Source organism: Paraburkholderia sp. UCT31 (genome assembly GCF_014397655.1).
Taxonomy (GTDB): domain Bacteria; phylum Pseudomonadota; class Gammaproteobacteria; order Burkholderiales; family Burkholderiaceae; genus Paraburkholderia; species Paraburkholderia tuberum.
Map to the genome: position 1 here is coordinate 126,323 of NZ_VZQP01000014.1, position 21,445 is coordinate 147,767.

Sequence of the window (21,445 nt, forward strand, 5' to 3'; positions counted from 1 at the left end):
CCTGCGAGCGGTTTTTTTTCGTCCGTCGTCCGCAGAGACAATGCGCCGCCTCAACATCAGCGTGAACGTACACGCGGTTTCTCGGAGGGGCCTCGGCTACCCCGTCGAGAACACCGGGCGGCTCGTCGGCGCCACGTCGCTGATTTCGGCGAGCGCGCTGTTCGTCTATCTGCGTTTTGCGAAGCTGCTGCCGCGCAAGCAGTGGATCATCGTGCCGGGCTTCGGGGTGGCCGCGTTCGCCGCCGGGTGGACGACACGCATGTCACCGGACGTCGGCGAGGTGGCGCTCGCCCTGCCGCTGCTGCTGCGCGGCCTGCTGTTGCTGTTCATCGTGCCGCCGGTCGCGAATCTGACGTGCCGCATCTTCTTGATCGAGGAGGGGTTCACGCACGGCTACCGGCTGAAAAACATCGTCCGGCAGCTGACCATCTCCTTCGCGACCACCTCGGTGATCATCGTCGAGCAGCACCGGCTCGCGCTGCATCAAAGTCGCCTCGCGGAGTCCGTGAATCCGTACAATCCGGTCTACCAGAACACGCTCGCGACGTTGGCGCGCGGCTCCGCCGCCGGTCATGCGGCGAGCGAAGCGCACGCGCTCGCGATCGCGTCGATCAGCCGGTCGATTGGGCAGCAGGCCAGTTTGCTCGCGTCGCTCGACGGTTTCTATTTTCTGATCGGCGTCGCGATATGCGGCGGCCCGTTCGCCGCGTAGCAAAAACAGATCGACTGAAGGTGGGCTCCAAGCATGCTGTCGAAACTCACGAACTGGCTGGGCGCACGGCGTCGCGAGCGCGCGCTGCGCGACTACGCGATCGACGATTCCTTGTGGCAGGCGACACTCGCCGGCCTACCCTTTCTCACGCATCTGGAAGCGCCCGATCTCGCGCGGCTGCGCGAGATGACGAGTCTCTTCCTCGCGCAGAAGGAGTTCTCGACCGCGCACGAGCTCGAGCTGACCGATGCGATGACGGTCGGCATCGCCGCGCAGGCGTGCCTGCCGGTGCTGAACCTGAGCCTCGATCTGTATCGCGGCTGGGTCGGCGTGATCGTCTATCCGGGCGAGTTCGTGATCCGCAAGACCATTGAGGACGAAGATGGCGTCGTGCACGAGATCGAACACGACGCCAGCGGCGAGGCGTGGGAAGGCGGCCCGGTGGTGCTGTCGTGGGAAGACGCGCAGATGACCGATGGCAGCGACGCATACAACGTCGTGATCCACGAGTTCGCGCACAAGATCGACATGCTCAACGGCGAAGCGGATGGCCACCCGCCGCTGATGCGCCGCTGGCACGCGCCGCTCGATGCGCAGGCATGGGCCGATGTGTTCGACCATGCATACGATCACTTCTGTGCGAAAGTCGACGCGGTGCCCGAGCGACGCTGGACGCGTTTCGAACGCGAGTCGCTGATCGATCCGTATGCGGCGGACCATCCGTCGGAATTTTTTGCCGTATGCAGCGAGGCGCTGTTCGTGCGGCCCCAAGCGTTCGAGGCGGAGTATCCGGAACTGTACCGACTGCTCGCGCGCTACTACCGGCAAGATCCAGCGCGCGTCGGTTTGACGTTCACGCCCCTTTGAGACGCCGCGAATGTGGGTGCCGCTTGCGCCGCAAGAGAATCCGCTGGCAGAAAAATCGCCAAGCGACTGATTTTCTGGCATAATCGCGGTTTTTCGACCGTAGGCAAGTGGCTCGCGCCTGAAGGCAGTCCCATTCGAGGCTGCACGCGGGTTGGCTACCGCCAGATTAAAGGAAAGACCATGAAAGAAGGCATTCACCCGAATTACCGCGAAGTCCTGTTCGTCGACATGTCGAACGACTTCAGGTTCGTGACGCGCTCGACCATCCAGACGCGCGAAACCGCGGAATTCAACGGCAAGACCTATCCGCTCGCGAAGATCGAAGTGTCGTCGGAATCGCATCCGTTCTACACCGGCCAGCAAAAGATCATGGACACGGCCGGCCGCGTCGAGAAGTTCAACAAGAAGTTCGGCGCACGTGCTTCGGGCAAGGCAGTAAAGTAATACCGCAACGGTGCCGGCTACCGGCCGGCAACGGAGCAAACAGAAAGGGCAGCGCGAGCTGCCCTTTTTTGTCGCCTGCGCTTGTGCGCCCGCTGGGTCGCACGCCGCGCTTTCGCGACACTGTGTTACAGCTTGTCCATTGACGTTGCCGGGCGTTACCGGCCGTGACGTGCATCGCACGGCACGACTACAATGCCGGATGCTCGAAACGGGCCCTCGCGCCCTGACCTGCCGGGCCGCTCCGGCTGCATCGTTTATCCAGACTCCACACACCGCATGAGACCTGTCGTTCGCCTCACCGCCTCTGCGACCAGTGCGTTGCCGCGCTGGCTGCTGCTGGCCATCTGTATCGTCTACGCCTCGTTCGGCCTGTTCGGCCGCGATCCGTGGAAGAACGAGGACGCAGCCGGCTTTGGTGTGATGTGGACGATGGCGAACGGCGGCGCGCACGATTGGCTGCTGCCGAATCTCGTCGGCAAATATCTGACCGAGGACGGCCCGCTCGGCTACTGGCTCGGCGCGAGTGCGATCCGCATCCTCGCACCGTGGGTCGACGCGAGCAACGCGTCGCGCGTGTTCACGGGCCTGATGTTCTGCGCGGGCTGTGCGTTCGTCTGGTACGCCGCGTATCTGCTCGGCCGGCGCGCCGAAGTGCAGCCATTCAAATATGCGTTCGGCGGCGAGCCGGAACCGCGCGACTATGGCCGCACGCTCGCCGATGGCGCACTGCTGATCCTGCTCGCGTGCTTCGGCCTCGCCGAGCGCGGTCACGAGACCACGCCGCAGCTCGCGCAGTTCGTCTGCATCGCGATGCTCGTGTACGGCCTCGTGCGCATGATCGACAAGCCGATTCAGGGCGCGCTGATCTGGGGTCTCGCGATCGGCCTCGTCACACTCGCGAGCAGCCCGGTGCTGGTCGGCGCGCTGCTGCTCGGCACGCTCGCGATGACGCTGATCGTACGCGAAACGCGATCGCGCTGGCTGCTGCTCGCGGGTCTGCCCGTGGCGCTCGTGCTCGCGGTGTCGTGGCCGATCATCGCGCTCACCGCGTTCCCGGACGACGCTGTCTGGTATCTGAACCAGTGGCTGCACGTGAGCCTGAGTTCGTTCGCGGGCCCGCCCGGCTCGGTCGCCGCGTATGCGCTGAAAAACCTGCCGCTTTTCACGTGGCCCGCCTGGCCACTCGCGCTGTGGTCGTGGTTCAGCTGGCAGGGACTGCGGCGCGCGCCGCACGTGGCGATTCCGCTGTCGGTGATCGGGCCGCTGTTCGTGCTCGTCGTGCTGCAAAGCCATCAGTCGAACCGACTCTACATGCTGCTGCTGCCGCCGCTCGCGGTGCTCGCCACTTTCGCGCTGCCGACGCTCAAGCGCGGCGCGATCAACGCGATCGACTGGTTCGCGCTGCTGAGCTTCACGATCCTCGGCAGCTTCGTATGGCTCGTGTATGTGGCAGGCCTGACCGGCTTTCCGCATCCGCTCGCGCGCAATCTGGCGCGACTCGCGCCCGGCTTCGTGCCGCAGTTCAAGATTCTGTCGTTCGTGTGCGCGGTCGCGGTGACCGTGTGCTGGTTCCTGCTGGTGCGCTGGCGCCTCGCGCGTCATCCGAAGGTGCTGTGGCGCAGCGTCGTGCTGTCGAGCGCCGGCACCACGCTGATGTGGGTGTTGCTGATGACGCTGTGGCTGCCGGTCGTCAACTACAGCCGGACCTATCGCGACGTCGCGCAGCAGATCGCCGCCCACTTGCCCGATGACTACACGTGCATCGCGCCGGTGCGCCTAGGCAATGCGCAGATCGCGACATTCGCGTATTTCGGCGACATGCATTTCTCGTTCAACCAGGACTGCGACGTAATCCTGCGTCAGGACTCGCAGGACTACGGCAACCCGAGCGCGATGCCCGACTACATCTGGAAGCTCGTGTGGGAAGGCCGCCGCGCGGCGGACCGCGACGAGCGCTTCCGCCTGTACGTGCGCATCGACCGTCCCAAGCCGCCGCCCGGCAAGCGCCGCAACTGGCACAAGAAGCGCGACTGACGATGTTCGCCGACGTACGGAAGATCGCCGCGCTCGCGTGGCCCGTATTGATCGGCCAGTTGGCCATCATCGCGTTCGGCGTGATCGACACGGCGATGGTCGGGCGCTACTCGGCCGTCGATCTGGCCGCGCTCGGCCTCGGCTCGTCGATCTACGTCTCGGTCTATATCGGCCTGACCGGCATCCTGACCGCGCTGCAGCCGATCACCGCGCAACTGTACGGCGCGCGTCGCTACGGCGAGATCGGCGAAGAGGTCCGCCAGTCATGGTGGCTTGCCGCCGCGCTGACCGTGATCGGCTTTCTGATCCTGTTCTTCCCCGGAGCGCTGCTGGCGTTGTCGCGGGTGCCCGACGCGCTGCACGAGCGCACGCTCGCGTACCTGCGGATTCTCGCGTTCGGGCTGCCCGCCGGCCTCGCCTTCCGGGTCTACGGCTCCGTTGCCAATGCGCTCGCCAAACCGCGGCTCGTGATGTTCCTGCAGATCGCCGCGCTGCTGCTGAAAATTCCGCTCAATACCTGGTTCATTTTCGGCGGCCTCGGCGTGCCCGCGCTGGGCGGTCCGGGCTGCGCGCTCGCGAGCACGCTGCTCAACTGGGCACTCGCGGCGCTCGGCATGCTGCTGCTCGCGCGCGTCGACGATTTCAAGGCACTCGGCATCTTCACGCACTTCTGCTGGCCGGTCTGGAAGCGCCAGGCCGCGCAACTGCGGCTCGGTATTCCAATGGGGCTGTCGTATCTGATCGAGGTCACGTCGTACACCTTCATGGCGCTTTTCATCGCGCGTTTCGGCACGACGACGCTCGCCGGGCACCAGATCGCCGGCAACGTCGGCGCGGTGCTCTATATGACGCCACTGTCGATCGGCATCGCGTCGTCGACGCTGGTCGCGCAGGCGCTCGGCGCGCATCGGCCGCAGGCGGCGCGCACGCTGTCGCGTCACGGCATCGCGATGGCGGTTGCGATCGCGTGCTGCTATGGCGCGCTCGTGCTCGTGCTGCGGCCGTATATCGTCGACGGCTATACGACGAACGCGCAGGTGGCGGCGAAGGCGTTGCCGCTGGTGCTGATCGTCGCCTGCTACCACCTGTTCGACGCGTTGCAGATCTCGACCGCGTTCGTGCTGCGCGCCTACAAGGTCGCGGTCGTGCCGACCATCATCTATGCGGTGGCGCTGTGGGGAGTCGGGCTCGGCGGCGGCTATGCTCTCGGCTTCGATACGACCGGCCTCACGCCGCCCTGGCTGACCGGCGCGCGCGGCTTCTGGGTCGCGAATACCGCAAGTCTCGCGATTGCCGGGCTCGGCTTGCTCGTGTACTGGCGATTCGTGAGCCAGCGCTATTTGCGCGAGGCTGCGGCGGCGCTGGTTGATTCGGCTGTTTGAGGGGATGGAGGGTTGGGAAGGCCACGAATAGCACCGACCGGACCGTCAGTTGCGCCCAAGCCGGAGTGAGAGACGACCTGTTCTGCATCCGCCTTTCCGTTCCCCACGCAGCTCAGCCCGCTCACGCCGCGTATGCGGCCTGCCCCTCCCGATCCTTGGCCTCGAAAATTTCCCGCGCCGCGAACAGCGCATTGAGCGCGGCCGGAAAGCCCGCATAAAGCGCCATCTGCATGAACACCTCGACGATCTGCTCGCGCGTGCAGCCGACGTTCAGCGCCGCCTCGATATGGACCTTCAGCTGCGGCTGCGCGCAGCCGAGGGTCGCGAGCGATGCGATCGTCGCAATCTCACGCGTGCGCAGATCGAGCTGCGGCCGGCTGTAGATGTCGCCGAAGCCGAATTCAATCAACAGGCGTCCGAATTCCGGCGCGACGGGCGCGAGCGCGGCGATTACCTGCTCGCCCGCCGAACCGTCGATTTCCCTGAGCTTGTCCCAGCCCCGCGCGTAGCGGTCGTTGTGTGCGTAGTCCATTGCGAGTCCTTATCGGGGTGTGAGGGCGACGAGGCTTCGTCGTCCTGTCGTGCCGGGTCGGGCTCAAGCGCGCCGCTCGTGGCCGCCTCGTAGTACGCGATCTTGTCGTCGATCGCGCCGAGGTTGCTCTGCAGATCGGCGATCCGCGCGAGCAGCGCGGTGCGATGCGCAACCAGCAGGTCGCGGCGTGCGCGCATCGTCGGATGGCCTTGCGCGCGCAGCGCGGCGATCTGCTGCATGCCGGAGATCGACATGCCCGTTGCCTTCAGACGCATCACGAAGCACAACCAGTCGAGATCGGCGGGCGAGTACAGCCGATGCCCCGTCTGCGTGCGTCCGACCGGCCGGATCAGGCCGGCCTGTTCGTAATAGCGCAGCGTGTGCGTGGACACGCCGATCGTTTCGGCGACCTGACCGATGGTGAGCGCGGTTGAGTGTTTCGACATGACGGACTCAGGTTAGGACTTCGAGTGCACTCTAAGTCAAGCGTCGGACGCTGTCATTCCTTTGTGTTGCTCATTCTTTATCGCAGACGAGTTATCGCGATCGATATCGACCGATAAATTCACCGGCACTGCATGCCGCTAAAAGCTTTAAATATTGTGTGGCGGATTTACTTGTCATCAATCGATCGGTATAAATCGTCCGCTATCTCAAATCGGGCCTGCGATTTGTCCTATGCTTAAACGCAGCGCCCGCTGACAGGATAGGTCGTCCGTTCCCGGCTAACTTTTTGCCCTCAATGGAGTGCTTGCCATGCTGAAGAAGCTTTTCATGCTTTGCGTCGCTGTGGCTTTGTCGCTGTCGGCCGGATTTGCCGCGGCCGTGGAAGTGAATACCGCCGATCAGGCCGCGCTCGAATCGGTCAAGGGCATCGGCCCCGTGCATGCGAAAGCGATTCTCGACGAACGCGCCAAAAACGGCCCGTTCAAGAACGCCGACGATCTCGCCGCGCGTGTGAAGGGCATCGGCCAGAAATCGGTCGAGAACCTCGAAGCGGCCGGACTGACGATCAACGGCTCGTCGGCACCGCCGACCGGCGCGAAGACGTCCACCAAGTCGGCCACGAAGACCACACCGGCGGCTCCCGCGGCAACCACCGCCGCCGCGCCCGCTGCCACGACGGCAGCGCCGGCCGCGGCTGCCCCCGCCTCGGCCGCGAAGCCGTCGAAGTCGAAGAAGAAGGACAAGGCCGCAGGATCCGAAGCGGCAGCCGCTTCGGCTCCGGCCGTCGCGGCTAGCGCACCGGCCGACGCGTCCGGCACCAAGGCTTCGAAGAAGAAAGCGAAGAAGAGCAAGGCGGCATCCGCCGCGGCTGCGTCCGGCGCATGATGCCGGCGGGGCTGCCGCCCTGCGTTTCACCGCGACACGCAACCGCGCGTCGACGTCACCCGCCCGGCCGTCATACGCGCCGGCATTGAAGAGAGACCGTCATGAGCCTACTCGACACCATCGGTTCCCTGCTTGGCAAATCGCCAGAAGGCGGCGGCCAGCCAGCGCTGATCGCCGCCGCGCTCGAATTCGTCAACAACCAGCCTGGTGGCCTGAACGGCCTGATCCAGCGCTTCCAGGAAAAGGGCCTCGGCGACGTCGTGTCGTCGTGGGTCGGCAATGGCGAAAACCAGCCGATCGCACCCGACACGCTGCATAACGTGCTGGGCTCGGAAGCCGTGACCGGTCTCGCCGCCAAGGCCGGCGTCCAGCCGGATCAGGTGACGGGTCTGCTGTCGCAGATCCTGCCGCACGTCGTCAACGCGGCCACGCCGGAAGGCGAAGTGCCGGCCGATGGCAAGCTGAACGCGACCACGGTGCTCGGCGCGCTCGGCGGCCTGTCGGCGCTGCTCGGCAACAAGGGCAACGCTTAAGCACGCTGTGCTCCATGCGCTGGCGGCTTGCAGAGACCTTCGCTCCACGGTGATGCCACCGGTTTGAAATCGGCGGGCAAAAGAAAACCGGCAACGAAGTCACCTTCGTTGCCGGTTTCTTAACGTTGGCGGGAACGACTCGCCTGCCGTCGTCCCTTCGCATCATCAAGCCATCGCCTTCAGTGCACGACGCGCTCGAACAGCAGCTTGCCGTCGTGCACTTCGACCGGAATTACATCCTTCGGACCGAACTTGCCGGCCAGAATCAGCTTCGCGATCGGGTTCTCGATCTCCTGCTGGATCGCGCGCTTCAGCGGCCGCGCACCGAACAGCGGGTCGTAGCCGACCTTGCCGATGTGCTCGAGCGCCGCGTCCGACACCACCAGCTGCATGTCGAGCTTCGCGAGCCGCTCGTGCAGACGCTGCAACTGGATCCGCGCGATCGACTGGATGTTCGAGCGATCGAGCGCGTGGAACACGACGACGTCGTCGATCCGGTTCAGGAACTCGGGCCGGAAGTGCAGCTTCACCTCTTCCCACACGGCGTCCTTCACGGCTTCCTGCGGCTCGCCGACCATCGCCTGGATGACCTGCGAACCGAGGTTCGAGGTCATCACGATCACCGTGTTCTTGAAGTCGACGGTGCGGCCCTGGCCATCGGTCATGCGGCCGTCGTCGAGCACCTGCAGCAGCACGTTGAACACGTCCGGATGCGCCTTCTCGATTTCGTCGAGTAGGATCACGCTATACGGCTTGCGGCGCACGGCCTCGGTCAGATAACCGCCCTCCTCGTAGCCGACGTAACCCGGCGGCGCGCCGATCAGACGCGCGACGCTGTGCTTCTCCATGAACTCGCTCATGTCGATACGGATGAGATGCTCTTCCGAATCGAACAGGAACGCCGCCAACGCCTTGCACAGCTCGGTCTTGCCGACGCCGGTCGGCCCGAGGAACAGGAACGAGCCATACGGACGGTTCGGGTCCGACAGACCCGCGCGCGAGCGGCGAATCGCATCGGCGACCGCGCTGATCGCCTCGTCCTGGCCGACCACGCGCTCATGCAGCTTCGACTCGATCTGCAGCAGCTTTTCGCGCTCGCCCTGCATCATGCGCGACACCGGAATGCCGGTGGCCCGCGACACGACCTCGGCGATTTCTTCCGCGCCGACCTGCGTGCGCAACAGACGCGGACGCTTCGGACTGTTCTGCTCCTCGGCCTCGGCGCGCGTGACTTCCTTCAGCTGCGCCTCGAGACCCGGCAGCTTGCCGTACTGCAACTCGGCCACCTTCTCGAGCTTGCCCTCACGCTGCAGACGCACGATTTCCGCACGCGTCTTCTCGATCTCTTCCTTCAGCTGCGCGCTGCCTTGCACCGCCGCTTTTTCCGCGGTCCAGATTTCATCGAGGTCCGAATATTCGCGGTTGAGCCGCTCGATTTCCTCTTCGATCAGCTGCAGACGCTTCTGCGACGCTTCGTCCTTCTCTTTCTTCACCGCTTCGCGTTCGATCTTCAGCTGGATCAGACGACGGTCGAGCCGATCCATCTCCTCCGGCTTCGAGTCGATTTCCATCTTGATCTTCGACGCGGCTTCGTCGACCAGATCGATCGCCTTGTCGGGCAGGAAGCGGTCCGTGATGTAACGATGCGACAGCTCGGCGGCCGCGACGATCGCCGGGTCGGTGATGTCGACGCCGTGGTGCAGCTCATAGCGCTCCTGCAGACCGCGCAGGATCGCGATGGTCGCCTCGACCGACGGCTCGTCCACCAGCACCTTCTGAAAACGGCGCTCGAGCGCGGCATCCTTTTCGATGTACTTGCGGTATTCGTCGAGCGTGGTCGCGCCGACGCAATGCAGCTCGCCGCGCGAGAGCGCCGGCTTCAGCATGTTGCCCGCGTCCATCGCGCCTTCGGCCTTGCCGGCGCCGACCATCGTGTGAATCTCGTCGATGAAGACGATGGTTTGCCCTTCGTCCTTCGCGATGTCGTTGAGCACCGCCTTCAGGCGCTCCTCGAACTCCCCGCGATACTTGGCGCCCGCGAGCAGCGCGGCCATGTCGAGCGACAGCACGCGCTTGTTCTTCAGCGTTTCCGGCACTTCGCCGTTGACGATGCGCTGCGCGAGCCCCTCGACGATCGCGGTCTTGCCGACGCCCGGCTCGCCGATCAGCACCGGGTTGTTCTTGGTGCGGCGCTGCAGGATCTGAATGGAACGGCGGATTTCGTCGTCGCGGCCGATCACGGGGTCGAGCTTGCCTGCGCGGGCGCGCTCGGTCAGGTCGATCGTGTATTTCTTCAGCGCTTCGCGCTGGCTTTCGGCGTCCTGGCTATGCACCTGCGAGCCGCCGCGCACCGCGGCGATCGCGGTTTCGAGCGCCTTGCGCGACAACCCATGCTCGCGCGCGAGACGGCCGGCCTCGCCTTTGTCGTCGGCGACCGCGAGCAGGAACATTTCGCTCGCGACGAACGTGTCGTTGAGCTTCTGCGCTTCCTTGTCGGCCTGGTTCAACAGACCGGTCAGTTCGCGGCCGATCTGCACGTTGCCATCGGTGCCTTGCACTTGGGGCAGCCGCGTGACCGCGTCGTTCAGTGCGGTTTGTAGAGGTTGTACATGCACGCCGGCGCGCGACAGCAGCGAGCGAGCGGAGCCGTCCTGCTGCGCGACGAGTGCCGCGAGCACGTGGACGGGTTCGATGTACTGATTGTCGTGGCCAACCGCCAGACTCTGGGCGTCCGCGAGCGCTTCCTGGAATTTAGTGGTGAGTTTGTCGATTCTCATCAAGAGACCTCCAATTTCGATTACCACCAAAATGAGGCGTTTTATTAGGGTTTCAAGCGCTTTTTTGGCCTCGGTCGCAACTATTTGACATTTGAGCGCAAGAACTGCCGCGATCCTTCCCCAGTGGCGCGGCCGGGCGGGTTTGCGCACCCGGGAGCCGGCCGGATGTTCTAGTTCTTGTGGCCCAGCGTCGCCGGACTGCCGCCGCGCGTGCTATCCGATACCACCGTAATCGGCGCCGGCACCATCTGAATCGTGGAGCCTAACCCGAGCAACGCCGCGAGCGGACTTTTCGGTTGCGCGACTTCGCCGATCGTAAAACGATCGAGCTCGGCGAGAAAAGCGAGGTTCGCCGCCTGCAACGCGCCACGCAGCCGGCACTGCGTCGTGATGACGCAAGGCCGCTGTTGGCCCTGCCGGTCCGGCAGACAGCCGACCAGCGCAAAGTCGCTTTCCGTGACCCGCACCACGTCGCCGACGGTCAGCGACAGCGATTGCGCGCCGAGCCGCAAGCCGCCGTTGCGGCCGCGCACGGTTTCGACCCAGCCGAGCTCGCCCAGCTGCTGCACGACCTTCATCAGATGGTTCTTCGAGATGCCGTAGGCTTGCGAAATGTCCTGAATCGTCGATAATCCGTCGCCCCGCACCGCGAGGTACAACAGCACGCGCAGCGCGTAATCCGTATAGTCGGTAAGTCTCATAGGTCCCGGTATAGCTTGAAAGGCTGCGAGCAAGTGCCTTGAACGTCCCGATAACCGCGTCGACGCAAGAGTTGCCGGGAACGAGCGCTACGCCCTAACATGACTGGCGGGCATGACTGGCCGGCGGGCGACGTTCCGCGAATCGCGTTGCAAAACTGTTTCGGATAGCAATAGTAGCTTTTTCCGCATCAACCGTTTGTTAGAAAAACGGGGGGGCAAAGTTCAGTTCAGCCGTCATCGGCAACCGCAATTTTCTGGAATCCGCATGAATCCGTCTTTCCCCGCCGCGCCGCCGGTCGAACGCGCGGCCGAACCCACCAACGCCAATATCGGCGACCTCGTCTATGGCTTTTACGATCGCGTGCGTGCCGACCCGCTGCTCGGTCTGGTCTTCGACGCGAAGCTCGCGGGCCGGTGGGACGACCATCTGCCGAAGATGTGCACATTCTGGAGCAGCCTCGTGCTCGGCGCGAAGCAGTATCGCGGCAACGTGCAGCAGGCGCATCAGCCGCTCGAAGGCATCGAGCCGCAGCATTTCAGCCGCTGGCTGTATCTGTTCCTCGATACGGTCGAATCGCGCTATCAGCCGGCCGCGGCGGTCCGTTTCATGGAGCCGGCGCTGCGGATCGCGCAGAGTCTGCAACTGAGCCGTTTCGGCTGGGATTACAAGATCCCGCCGGAGCAGCAGGCGCTGCTCGAGCGGGTGGCGCCGAAGCGTCGGCCGCGAGATGGCGACGTTGAAGACGATGGCGAGCATCCGTCGCGGCCGGCTGGGGAGCCGTTCCCGGTGCCGATCATCGGACGCTCGCGGGACGAGTGAACGTCGGCCGGCGCCGACGCCCCTCACACAAAGACGCCGCGTGCGCCGTCGCAACTCCGCGGCCCGCGACTCGTTTACTCCGGAGTCCGATTTCCCGAATCGATTCCCCAGCGCGCGAGCGCGGCATCGTCGGTCACGCGCGCGTCGACCCAGCGCTCGCCCGCGTCGGTTTTCTCCTTCTTCCAGAATGGCGCTTCGGTCTTCAGATAGTCCATCACGAATTCACACGACGCAAACGCGTCGCCGCGATGCGCGGCCGTCGTCGCAACGAGCACGATCTGATCGAGCGGATACAGCTTGCCGACGCGATGCACGATCAGCACCTCGATGCCCGGCCAGCGTTCGCGCGCACGCTCGACGATCGCCTCGAGCGACTTCTCCGTCATGCCCGGATAATGCTCGAGCTCCATCGTCTCGACCGCGCTGCCCTCGTTGAGATCGCGCACGGTGCCGACGAAGCACGCGAGCGCGCCGATCCTCGGATTGCGCGCGCGCAGCGCGGCCACCTCGGCGCTGAGGTCGAAGTCTTCGGTCTGGACGCGAACGGGCATGGACGGCTCCTGAGGGCTTTTGTCGCTGGCGTGAACGTGATGTGCGAGAGCGCGGTTCAGCCGCCGGTGACGGGCGGAAAGAACGCGACCTCGCAGCCCTCGGTGATGCGAGCGCTCGCGCCGGTCATCACGTGGTTGCAGGCCATGCGCAGCGCGCGGCCTTCGGCGAGCGTCTCGGCCCAGATGCCGCCACGCACGCGCAGCCACGCGCGCACATCGCCGACGGTCGCGATGCCGTCGGGCACCTCGACGCTTTCGGCGGACGTATTGAGCGCTTCACGCACGCTCGCAAAGTATCGGAGTTCAATCTTCATCGGGATACCGCCGGTCTACGCCGCGCATGCCGCGGACGACCGGCCTCAGTTCAACAGTTCGGAAAACGGAATGAAGCGCACGGTTTCGCCGGCGCTGATCGCATGGTTCGGCGGATTGTCGATCAGACCGTCGCCCCACACGGTCGACGTCAACACGGCCGAACTCTGATTGGCAAACAGATCGAGCCCTCCCGCCACGTTGACGCGCGCGCGCAGGAACTCGTTGCGGCGATCGACCTTGCCCTGCGTGAAGTCCGCGCGCAGCGACAGCGCGCGCGGCGCGACCGCCTGCACGCCGGCCAGCCGCAGTACGAACGGACGCACGAACAGCAGGAACGTCACGAAGCTCGACACCGGATTGCCGGGCAGGCCGATGAAAAACGTTTCGGCCGGCTCGCCCCCATTTGCACCACCCGCACCACCCGCACCACGCCGCACCGCGCCGAACGCGAGCGGCTTGCCCGGCTTCATGGCGATCTGCCACATCGACAGACGCCCTTCGGCCTCCACCGCCGGCTTCACGTGATCCTCCTCGCCGACCGACACGCCGCCGCAGGTGAGAATCAGATCGTGCGCCTCGGCGGCTTCGCGCAGCGTCGCGCGGGTCGCGTCGAGTTGATCGGCGACGATGCCATAGTCGGTCACGTCGCAGCCGAGCTTCTCGAGCAGGCCGCGCAGCGTGAAGCGATTCGAGTTGTAGATCGCGCCGGGCTTCAGCGGCTCGCCGGGCATCGTCAGTTCGTCGCCGGTGAAGAATACGGCGACTTTCACGCGGCGGCGCACCTCGAGCCGCGCGCATCCGACCGACGCGGCAAGTCCCAACGCCTGCGGCGTGAGCCGCGTGCCGGCCGGCAGGATCACCGAGCCCGCGCGAATATCGGCGCCCTGTGCGGTGATCCACTCGCCCGCCTGCGGACGATGCACGATCGTCACCTCGTCGCCAGCCGCCTCGGTCTGCTCCTGCATCACGACCGCGTCCGCGCCGGCGGGCACCGTCGCGCCGGTGAAGATGCGTGCCGCGCTGTTGGGCGCGAGCGGCGTCGGCGCATGGCCGGCCGGAATGCGTTGCGAGACCGTCAGGCGGCTGCCGTGCGCGAGATCGGCGATGCGGACCGCGTAGCCGTCCATCGCGCTCGTGTTCATCGGCGGCACGTCGAGCGGCGACGTGACGTCGGTGGCGAGCACGCGATTCAGCGCGTCGAGCGTCGGCAGCGTTTCGATACCGTCGAGCGCGCGCGCGGCGTCGAGCAGGATCGCCAGCGCATCGGCAGTGGCGAGCATCGGGGCGCGGGGCGTGGGTGTGGACATCTGGAGGGTGGAAGCCGCAGGTTAAAAGAACATTGTAGCGGCCGATGCCGTTAGCCTGGGCGGCCGGGCGTTATGGGGAGCTTTTGGTGTTTTTCGATGCGTGGCCGCGGAGGGTGCGGCCAGCGTTTTCTCGTAGTGCGGGCGTGAGCGTCGATCAACGTGAAGCGACGCGGCATCCCGCGTGAGCCGTAAAACGGCTCACGCGGCCCGCTCGCCCTTATTCGCCGGTATTCGCGACGATGAAGTCCTTCACCCGCTGCGCATCCGCGGGCACGACCTCGAAGCGCTGCGGCAGCGACTCGAGCCCCGAGAACGCCGCCGGCCGCTCCGGCTCGCGCAGCAGCGCCTCGCGGATCGTCTCGCCGAACTTGATCGGCTGCGCGGTCTCGAGCACGATCATCGGAATGCCGGGCTGCAGATGCTCGCGCGCGACCTTCACGCCGTCGGCCGTGTGCGTGTCGATCATCGTGTCGTAACGCTGGAACACGTCGCGGATCGTGTCGACGCGGGTGTCGTGGCTGCTGCTGCCCGACACGAAACCGAACTCCCTTACGCGCGCGAAGTCGCCACTTGCCGCGAGATCGAAACCGCCCTTCTCCTCGACGTCGCGGAACAATTGCAGCACGCGCGCCGGATCGCGGCCGAGCAGGTCGTACACGAAGCGCTCGAAGTTCGATGCCTTCGAGATGTCCATGCTCGGGCTGCTCGTGTGATACGTCTCGGCCGCCTTGCGTACGCGGTAAATACCAGTGCGGAAGAACTCGTCGAGCACGTCGTTCTCGTTGGTCGCGACGACGAGCTTCTCGATCGGCAGACCCATCATGCGCGCGATATGACCCGCGCACACGTTGCCGAAGTTGCCCGACGGCACCGTGAACGACACGCGCTCGGCGTTCGACTTCGTCGCGGCAAAGTAGCCCTTGAAGTAATAGACGACCTGCGCGACGACCCGCGCCCAGTTGATCGAATTGACCGTGCCGATCTTGTACTTCGCCTTGAACGCGTGATCGTTCGACACCGCCTTCACGATGTCCTGCGCGTCGTCGAACACGCCTTGCACCGCGAGGTTGAAGATGTTCGGGTCTTGCAGGCTGTACATCTGCGCGGTCTGGAACGCGCTCATCTTTTTGTGCGGCGACAGCATGAACACGCGGATGCCCTTCTTGCCGCGCATCGCGTATTCAGCGGCGCTGCCGGTGTCGCCCGACGTCGCGCCGAGAATGTTCAGCGTTTCGCCATGCTTCGCGAGCGCGTACTCGAACAGGTTGCCGATCAGCTGCATTGCCATGTCCTTGAACGCGAGCGTCGGACCGTTCGACAGTTCGAGCAGCGACAGCGGCGCGCCGTCTTCGACGCCGAGCGTCTTCAGCGGCGTGATCTGCGCGGCGCTTTCGTCGTCGCGCACGTTGCAGTAGGTCGCCGCCGTGTAGGTCTTGCGCGTCAGTGCGCGCAGGTCGTCGGCGGGAATGTCGTCGCAGAACTTCGACAGGATCTCGAAGGCGAGATCCGCGTACGGCAGCGTGCGCCAGCGCGTGAGTTCGTCCGCGGTGACCCGCGGATAGTCGGCCGGCAGATACAGGCCGCCGTCTTTCGCGAGACCGCCGAGCAGGATCTCGGAGAAGGTATGGCGCTCGCCGGCTCCGGCGCCGCGCGTGGAGAGGTAGTTCATAGTTCGGCCTAGTTCAGCGCTTCCATGCGCAGCTTCGTGACTTGCGAGACGACGGTCTCGAGCGCCTCGATCGACCTGATCGCGGCGTTGACCTGCTTTTCGACCGTCTCGTGCGTGATCAGCAGAATGTCGGTTTCGCCCTTGCCGTTCGCGTCGACGAGCTCCGATTCCTTTTGCAGCAGCGCGTCGATCGAAATGCCGGTGTCCGCCAGAATGCGCGTGATGTCGGCGAGCACGCCGGTCACGTCGGCGACGCGCAAACGCAGGTAGTAGCCGCTCGTGACTTCTTCGATCGGCAGGATCGGGGTGTTCGACAGGCTGTCCGGCTGGAATGCCAGATGCGGCACGCGGTGCTCGGGGTCGGCCGTATGCAGACGCGTCACGTCGACGAGATCGGCGACCACGGCGGAAGCCGTCGGCTCGGCGCCCGCGCCCTTGCCGTAGTACAGCGTCGTGCCGACCGCGTCGCCATGCACGACGACCGCGTTCATCGCGCCTTCCACATTCGCGAGCAGGCGCTTTTCCGGAATCAACGTGGGGTGCACGCGCAGCTCGATGCCCTTGTCGGTGCGTCGCGTGATGCCGAGCAGCTTGATGCGGTAGCCGAGCTCCTCGGCGTATCTGATGTCGATCGCGGCGAGCTTGCTGATGCCTTCGACGTACGCGCGGTCGAACTGCACCGGCACGCCGAACGCGATCGCGCTCATGATCGTCGCCTTGTGCGCCGCGTCGACGCCCTCGATGTCGAAGGTCGGGTCGGCTTCCGCGTAGCCGAGCTCCTGCGCGGCCTTCAGCGCGGTCGCGAAATCGAGCCCACGGTCACGCATCTCCGACAGGATGTAGTTCGTCGTGCCGTTGATGATGCCCGCGATGTACTGGATGCGGTTCGCCGTCAGCCCTTCGCGCAGTGCCTTGATGATCGGAATGCCACCCGCCACCGCCGACTCGAACGCTACCATCACGCCGTTCGCGCGCGCCGCCTCGAAAATCTCCGTGCCATGCACCGCGAGCAGCGCCTTGTTGGCGGTGACCACGTGCTTGCCGTTGTTGATCGCGCGCAGCACGAGGTCGCGCGCGATACCGGTGCCGCCGATCATTTCCGCGACGATCGCGATCGAAGGATCGTCGACGACCGCGTTGAAGTCATCGGTCAGCGCCACGCTGCCGGCTTCGCCGCCGAGCGCCGCGGTCGCCTTGGCCGGGTTGCGCACGGCAATGCGCGCAATCTCGATGCCGCGACCCGCGCGACGTTTGATTTCTTCCTGATTGCGGCGCAGTACCGTGAAGGTCCCGCTGCCTACCGTGCCGAAGCCCAGCAGTCCAACTTTGATCGGTTCCATGCAGCGTGTGTTTCTAGTAGAGGTTTGAAAAGGGTGTCGGGGGTGGCACGAGCGGCGCGCCTCATTTGACACATCAGGCGCCACATCGTACGCGAGGCCGGCTCAGGCTGTGTGACGTTTGCGGTAGCCGTCGAGGAAGCGCGCGATCCGGTTGATCGAATCCGCGAGGTCGTCGACGTTCGGCAGGAACACGACACGGAAGTGATCCGGCGTCTTCCAGTTGAAGCCAGTGCCCTGCACGAGCAGCACGCGCTCTTCGAGCAGCAGGTCGAGGATGAACTGCTGGTCGTTCTGGATCGGATACACCTTCGGGTCGAGGCGCGGGAACATGTACAGCGCCGCCTCGGGCTTCACGCAGCTCACGCCGGGGATCGCCGTCAGCATGTCGTAGGCGAGCTCGCGCTGCTTGTACAGGCGCCCGCCCGGCACGATCAGGTCGTTGATGCTCTGATAGCCGCCGAGCGCGGTCTGGATCGCGTACTGGCCGGGCACGTTCGGACACAGCCGCATCGACGCGAGAATGCCGAGCCCTTCCAGATAGTCTTTCGCGAGCCGGCGGTTCTCGCCGGTCAGGCCCGAAATGGCCATCCAGCCGGCGCGATAGCCGCACGAGCGGTAGCTCTTCGACAGGCTGTTGAACGTGACGGTCAGCACGTCTTCGGACAGCGACGCCAGCGACGTGTGCGTCTTGCCGTCGTAGACGATCTTGTCGTACACCTCGTCGGCGAAGATCACGAGGCCGTGCTGGCGCGCGATCTCGATCAGGCCGAGCAGCAGTTCGTCCGAGTACAGCGCGCCGGTCGGGTTGTTCGGGTTGATCACGACCAGCGCGCGCGTGTTCGGCGTGATTTTCGCGCGGATGTCATCGAGGTCGGGCATCCAGCTATTCGACTCGTCGCAGATGTAGTGCACCGGCGTGCCGCCCGCGAGGCTCACGCCGGCGGTCCACAGCGGGTAATCGGGCGCGGGCAGCAGCACTTCGTCGCCGTCGTTGACGAGGCCCTGGAGCGCCATCACGATCAGCTCGGACGCGCCGTTGCCGATGTAGACGTCGTCCAGTTCGACGCCGTGCACGCCCTTTTGCTGCGTGTAGTGCATGATCGCCTTGCGCGCGGCGAACACGCCCTTCGAGTCGGAGTAGCCCGACGAACTGGGCAGGTTCAGGATCATGTCCTGAATGATCTCGTCCGGCGCCTCGAAGCCGAACGGTGCCAGATTGCCGATGTTCAGCTTGATGATGCGGTGACCCTCTTCTTCGAGCCGCTTCGCATGTTCGAGGACGGGCCCGCGAATGTCGTAGCAGACATTCAACAACTTGTTGGATTTGAGAATTGGTTTCACGGCGGGCACTTCATCCTGGTTGATGGCTGGGGCAAACCTTGGGCAAACGGGGCCTGGCTGACGACGCCGGGCCGCTCGGATTCACCGCTACGGGGAATTCGGACGCGGCGCCGGCGACGGCGGCCAGTCGCGAAATGGGGTCGAACTGTCGAGCGGCCGCGGCTTTCCGGGTTCCGGCGTGGAAAAAAACGCAGCGAAAGCGGGCGATGCCAACCCAGGTAGCCGGTGGGCCACGCCGATGCGCACAGCGCGGCTTGTGGCGGCACTTGAGCGAGGGGCGCCGCAAGGCGGCTAAAAAGTTATAATTTAGCGGATTTTGGCCGACTTCCGCAATGCACCACCCGCATCGGCAAGCCTTTTCGGCCTTCTCGTGTGTCACACGCGTCGAACCGCGCGGCCTGTGCGACGTGCAGCCAGGCCGGCAACACGCATGACGTCTCACGACGACTTCGGAAAACCAATTTGAAATTACATCAGGATTCCAGCGGCGCGCTCAATACCGTTACCGGCTACGGCGCCGACTACGTCGAAATCAATCTGGTGCGTCACCCGGGCAGTATTCTCGTGCTGCCGGACGCGCCGGTCATTCCCTGGCCCGTCTCGTCGTTCGAGCAGTTGAGCGCCGAGCATTTCGCGATGCTGGTCGACGCCGCGCCCGAAGTGGTCGTGTTCGGCAGCGGCGAGCGGCTGCGCTTTCCGCACCCGCGCCTGACCGCCGCGCTGACCGCGAAACGCATCGGCGTAGAAACGATGGACTTCAAGGCCGCCTGCCGCACCTACAACATTCTGATGGCCGAGGGCCGCAAGGTCGCGGCCGCGTTGCTGATCGAGGCCTGAGCGTGCCCGGCGCCGGCGCACCCGGCCGGCCCGGTTCTGGCCCCCCGCGGCGCGCCCGTGCGCGCGCCGTCGATAACAAGAAGGGTTGATATTTCATGAACGATACGCCGTCGAGGCTACCGCTCAATCGCACCGCGATCCTGTTGCTGGTGCTGGTTCTCGCCGTGATCTGGTTCGTGCCGCTCGGCTGGCGCCATCTGCTGCCGAGCGACGAAGGCCGCTACGCCGAAATGGCGCGCGAAATGTTCCTGACCGGCGACTGGATCACGCCGCGCTACAACGCCTACAAGTACTTCGAGAAGCCGCCGCTGCAAACCTGGGCGAACGCGCTGACGTTCGCGTGGTTCGGCATCGGCGAATGGCAGGCGCGCCTCTACACCGCGCTGACGGGCTTCGCCGGCGTGCTGCTGATCGGCTTTACCGGCGCCCGCGTGTTCAACGCGGCGACCGGCGTGTTCGCGGCACTCGTGCTCGCCTGCTCGCCGTACTGGAACCTGATGGGCCACTTCAATACGCTCGACATGGGCCTGTCGCTCTGGATGGCGCTCACGCTGTGCGCGCTGCTGCTCGCCCAGCGCCCGAACCTGCGGCCCCCATGCGTGCGCGGCTGGATGTGGGTGTGCTGGGCGTCGATGGCGCTGGCGGTGCTCTCCAAGGGCCTGGTCGGGCTGATCCTGCCGGGCGCGGTGCTGGTGCTCTACACGCTGATCGCGCGCGATTGGGCGCTGTGGAAGCGTCTGCATCTGGTGAGCGGGCTGATGGTTTTTTTCGCGATCGTGACGCCGTGGTTCGTCCTCGTGCAGCAGCGCAATCCGGAATTCCTGAACTTCTTCTTCGTCGTTCAGCAGTTCAAGCGCTATCTGACGCCCGAGCAGAATCGCCCCGGCGCGTTCTACTACTTCGTGCCAGTACTGCTGGTGGGCTTCCTGCCGTGGCTGTCGGTAACCGTGCAAAGCGTGCGCCACGCGTGGCGCCAGCCGCGTCAGCCGAACGGCTTCGCGCCGGTCACGCTGATGCTCACGTGGATCGTCTTCATTTTCCTGTTCTTCAGCGCGTCGCACTCGAAGCTGCTGTCCTACACGCTGCCGATCGCGCCGCCGATCGCGATGCTGATCGGCATGTATCTGCCGCTCGTCACGCGCGAGCAGCTGCGCCGGCATCTGGCGGGCTACGCGCTGTTTTTCGTGGTCGCCGCGTTTGCGGCGCTGTTCCTGCCGCGCTTCGGCACCGCGCGCAATCCGGCCGAGCTGTATGCCGAATACCGCGTGTGGGTGCTCGCCGCGCTAGCCGTCGCGTTCGTGCTCACGCTGTTCGCGCTGTGGCTGAACCGCCGCGGCCAGGGCGGCCAGGGCGCCAACGCGCGAGTCGGTCTCGGCAGCCTCGCCGCGTTCGGCGCGGGCTGGCTGCTGCTCGGCACCATCGCGGGCACCGGCCACGACGTGTTCGGGCGCCTGAGTTCCGGCGCGCCGCTCGCGCCCGCGATCAAGGCCGAGCTCGCGAAGCTGCCGCCCGACACGCCGTTCTACTCGGTCGGCGTGCTCGACCACACGCTGCCGTTCTACATCGGCCACACGATGATCATGGTCGCGCACCCGGACGAGCTCGCATTCGGCGTGTCCGTCGAGCCGCAAAAATGGGTGCCGACGGTCGACGCGTGGATCGAGCGCTGGAAGGCCGATCGCTACGCGCTCGCGCTGATCCCGCCGCCGACCTACGACCGCCTCGTCAAGCAAGGCGTGCCGATGCAGGTGATCGCGCGCGATCCGCGCCGCGTGGTGGTGATGAAGCCGCTCGCCGACGCGGCTGCCGCCGCCGCCCCGGCCGCAGCGGCAGCAGCAGCGCCCGCTACCCCCGCTACCCCCGCTAACGCCGCCTCGGCAGTCGTGGAAGTGAGGCCCGCGGCATCGGCCACGCCGGCCCCCGTCTCCACGCCCGCGGCAAAGCCCTAACC

At 65.4% G+C, this 21,445-nt stretch carries 19 protein-coding genes and 1 pseudogene; 10 read left to right on the forward strand and 10 right to left on the reverse strand.

All coding sequences use genetic code 11. From position 1 onward, the window contains the following. Positions 1-88: 88 nt before the first annotated feature. The 5 genes and pseudogenes from F6X40_RS14525 to F6X40_RS14545 form a co-directional block, all read left to right on the forward strand. Positions 89-712 (forward strand): annotated as a pseudogene (locus F6X40_RS14525) (MFS transporter); the annotation flags it as partial. A 33-nt stretch (positions 713-745) separates the two neighbouring features. Next, positions 746-1,579: a zinc-dependent peptidase gene (locus F6X40_RS14530; protein WP_187628307.1), complete on the forward strand. Its 834-nt coding sequence runs from the start codon at positions 746-748 to the stop codon at positions 1,577-1,579. Between the two features lie 180 nt (positions 1,580-1,759). Next, entirely contained in the window at positions 1,760-2,023 is a 264-nt protein-coding gene (locus F6X40_RS14535) for a type B 50S ribosomal protein L31 (RefSeq protein ID WP_090804621.1), read from the forward strand. A gap of 276 nt (positions 2,024-2,299) precedes the next feature. After that, entirely contained in the window at positions 2,300-4,057 is a 1,758-nt protein-coding gene (locus F6X40_RS14540; protein ID WP_184063708.1) for an ArnT family glycosyltransferase, read from the forward strand. A 2-nt stretch (positions 4,058-4,059) separates the two neighbouring features. Further along, positions 4,060-5,439 (forward strand): MATE family efflux transporter, encoded by a 1,380-nt coding sequence (locus F6X40_RS14545; protein WP_184063711.1) that lies wholly within the window; start codon positions 4,060-4,062, stop codon positions 5,437-5,439. A 121-nt stretch (positions 5,440-5,560) separates the two neighbouring features. On the opposite strand, the gene F6X40_RS14550 is transcribed toward F6X40_RS14545, so the two are convergent. Both F6X40_RS14550 and F6X40_RS14555 read right to left on the reverse strand, forming a co-directional pair. After that, a complete protein-coding gene (locus tag F6X40_RS14550) occupies positions 5,561-5,971 on the reverse strand; it encodes a carboxymuconolactone decarboxylase family protein (RefSeq protein WP_090804613.1) in 411 nt (136 codons plus the stop codon). Continuing rightward, positions 5,890-6,417: a MerR family transcriptional regulator gene (locus F6X40_RS14555; protein WP_184063717.1), complete on the reverse strand. Its 528-nt coding sequence runs from the start codon at positions 6,415-6,417 to the stop codon at positions 5,890-5,892. The genes F6X40_RS14550 and F6X40_RS14555 overlap by 82 nt, the downstream gene beginning before the upstream one ends. 310 nt (positions 6,418-6,727) lie before the next feature. Here F6X40_RS14555 and F6X40_RS14560 point away from each other — a divergent pair, with 310 nt between their 5' ends. Beyond that, on the forward strand, positions 6,728-7,303 hold the full coding sequence (locus F6X40_RS14560; protein ID WP_184063720.1) for a ComEA family DNA-binding protein: 576 nt from the start codon (positions 6,728-6,730) through the stop codon (positions 7,301-7,303). Between the two features lie 101 nt (positions 7,304-7,404). Further along, the gene (locus tag F6X40_RS14565) at positions 7,405-7,836 is read left to right on the forward strand and encodes a YidB family protein (RefSeq protein WP_187628308.1); all 432 of its coding nucleotides are present in this window, start codon (positions 7,405-7,407) and stop codon (positions 7,834-7,836) included. A gap of 179 nt (positions 7,837-8,015) precedes the next feature. Here F6X40_RS14565 and clpB read toward each other — a convergent pair whose 3' ends face one another. Further along, a complete protein-coding gene (clpB, locus tag F6X40_RS14570; RefSeq protein WP_187628309.1) occupies positions 8,016-10,613 on the reverse strand; it encodes an ATP-dependent chaperone ClpB in 2,598 nt (865 codons plus the stop codon). Positions 10,614-10,783: 170 nt separating this feature from the next. Beyond that, on the reverse strand, positions 10,784-11,314 hold the full coding sequence (locus F6X40_RS14575) for an Rrf2 family transcriptional regulator (RefSeq protein ID WP_187628310.1): 531 nt from the start codon (positions 11,312-11,314) through the stop codon (positions 10,784-10,786). A gap of 265 nt (positions 11,315-11,579) precedes the next feature. Here F6X40_RS14575 and F6X40_RS14580 point away from each other — a divergent pair, with 265 nt between their 5' ends. Continuing rightward, on the forward strand, positions 11,580-12,134 hold the full coding sequence (locus F6X40_RS14580) for a group III truncated hemoglobin (protein ID WP_187628311.1): 555 nt from the start codon (positions 11,580-11,582) through the stop codon (positions 12,132-12,134). 74 nt (positions 12,135-12,208) lie between these two features. On the opposite strand, the gene F6X40_RS14585 is transcribed toward F6X40_RS14580, so the two are convergent. From F6X40_RS14585 to F6X40_RS14610, 6 genes are all read right to left on the reverse strand, one after another. Beyond that, entirely contained in the window at positions 12,209-12,685 is a 477-nt protein-coding gene (locus F6X40_RS14585) for a molybdenum cofactor biosynthesis protein MoaE (RefSeq protein WP_090804601.1), read from the reverse strand. Positions 12,686-12,741: 56 nt separating this feature from the next. Continuing rightward, complete coding sequence (moaD, locus tag F6X40_RS14590) at positions 12,742-12,999, reverse strand: molybdopterin converting factor subunit 1 (RefSeq protein WP_184063732.1); 258 nt, start codon at positions 12,997-12,999, stop codon at positions 12,742-12,744. Between the two features lie 45 nt (positions 13,000-13,044). Beyond that, complete coding sequence (glp, locus tag F6X40_RS14595; RefSeq protein ID WP_187628312.1) at positions 13,045-14,280, reverse strand: gephyrin-like molybdotransferase Glp; 1,236 nt, start codon at positions 14,278-14,280, stop codon at positions 13,045-13,047. Positions 14,281-14,524: 244 nt separating this feature from the next. Then, positions 14,525-15,976, reverse strand: coding sequence for a threonine synthase (gene thrC, locus F6X40_RS14600; protein WP_184063738.1), 1,452 nt, complete (start codon positions 15,974-15,976; stop codon positions 14,525-14,527). An 8-nt stretch (positions 15,977-15,984) separates the two neighbouring features. Further along, positions 15,985-17,316, reverse strand: a complete 1,332-nt coding sequence (locus F6X40_RS14605) for a homoserine dehydrogenase (RefSeq protein WP_184029020.1) — start codon at positions 17,314-17,316, stop codon at positions 15,985-15,987. A gap of 102 nt (positions 17,317-17,418) precedes the next feature. Beyond that, positions 17,419-18,666, reverse strand: a complete 1,248-nt coding sequence (locus tag F6X40_RS14610) for a pyridoxal phosphate-dependent aminotransferase (protein ID WP_316251809.1) — start codon at positions 18,664-18,666, stop codon at positions 17,419-17,421. A gap of 453 nt (positions 18,667-19,119) precedes the next feature. Between F6X40_RS14610 and F6X40_RS14615 the strand changes: the two genes are divergently transcribed. Together F6X40_RS14615 and F6X40_RS14620 are read left to right on the forward strand one after the other, a co-directional pair. Next, a complete protein-coding gene (locus F6X40_RS14615; RefSeq protein ID WP_187628314.1) occupies positions 19,120-19,494 on the forward strand; it encodes an Mth938-like domain-containing protein in 375 nt (124 codons plus the stop codon). Positions 19,495-19,589: 95 nt separating this feature from the next. Then, the gene (locus tag F6X40_RS14620; protein WP_187628315.1) at positions 19,590-21,443 is read left to right on the forward strand and encodes an ArnT family glycosyltransferase; all 1,854 of its coding nucleotides are present in this window, start codon (positions 19,590-19,592) and stop codon (positions 21,441-21,443) included. Positions 21,444-21,445 lie beyond the last annotated feature (2 nt).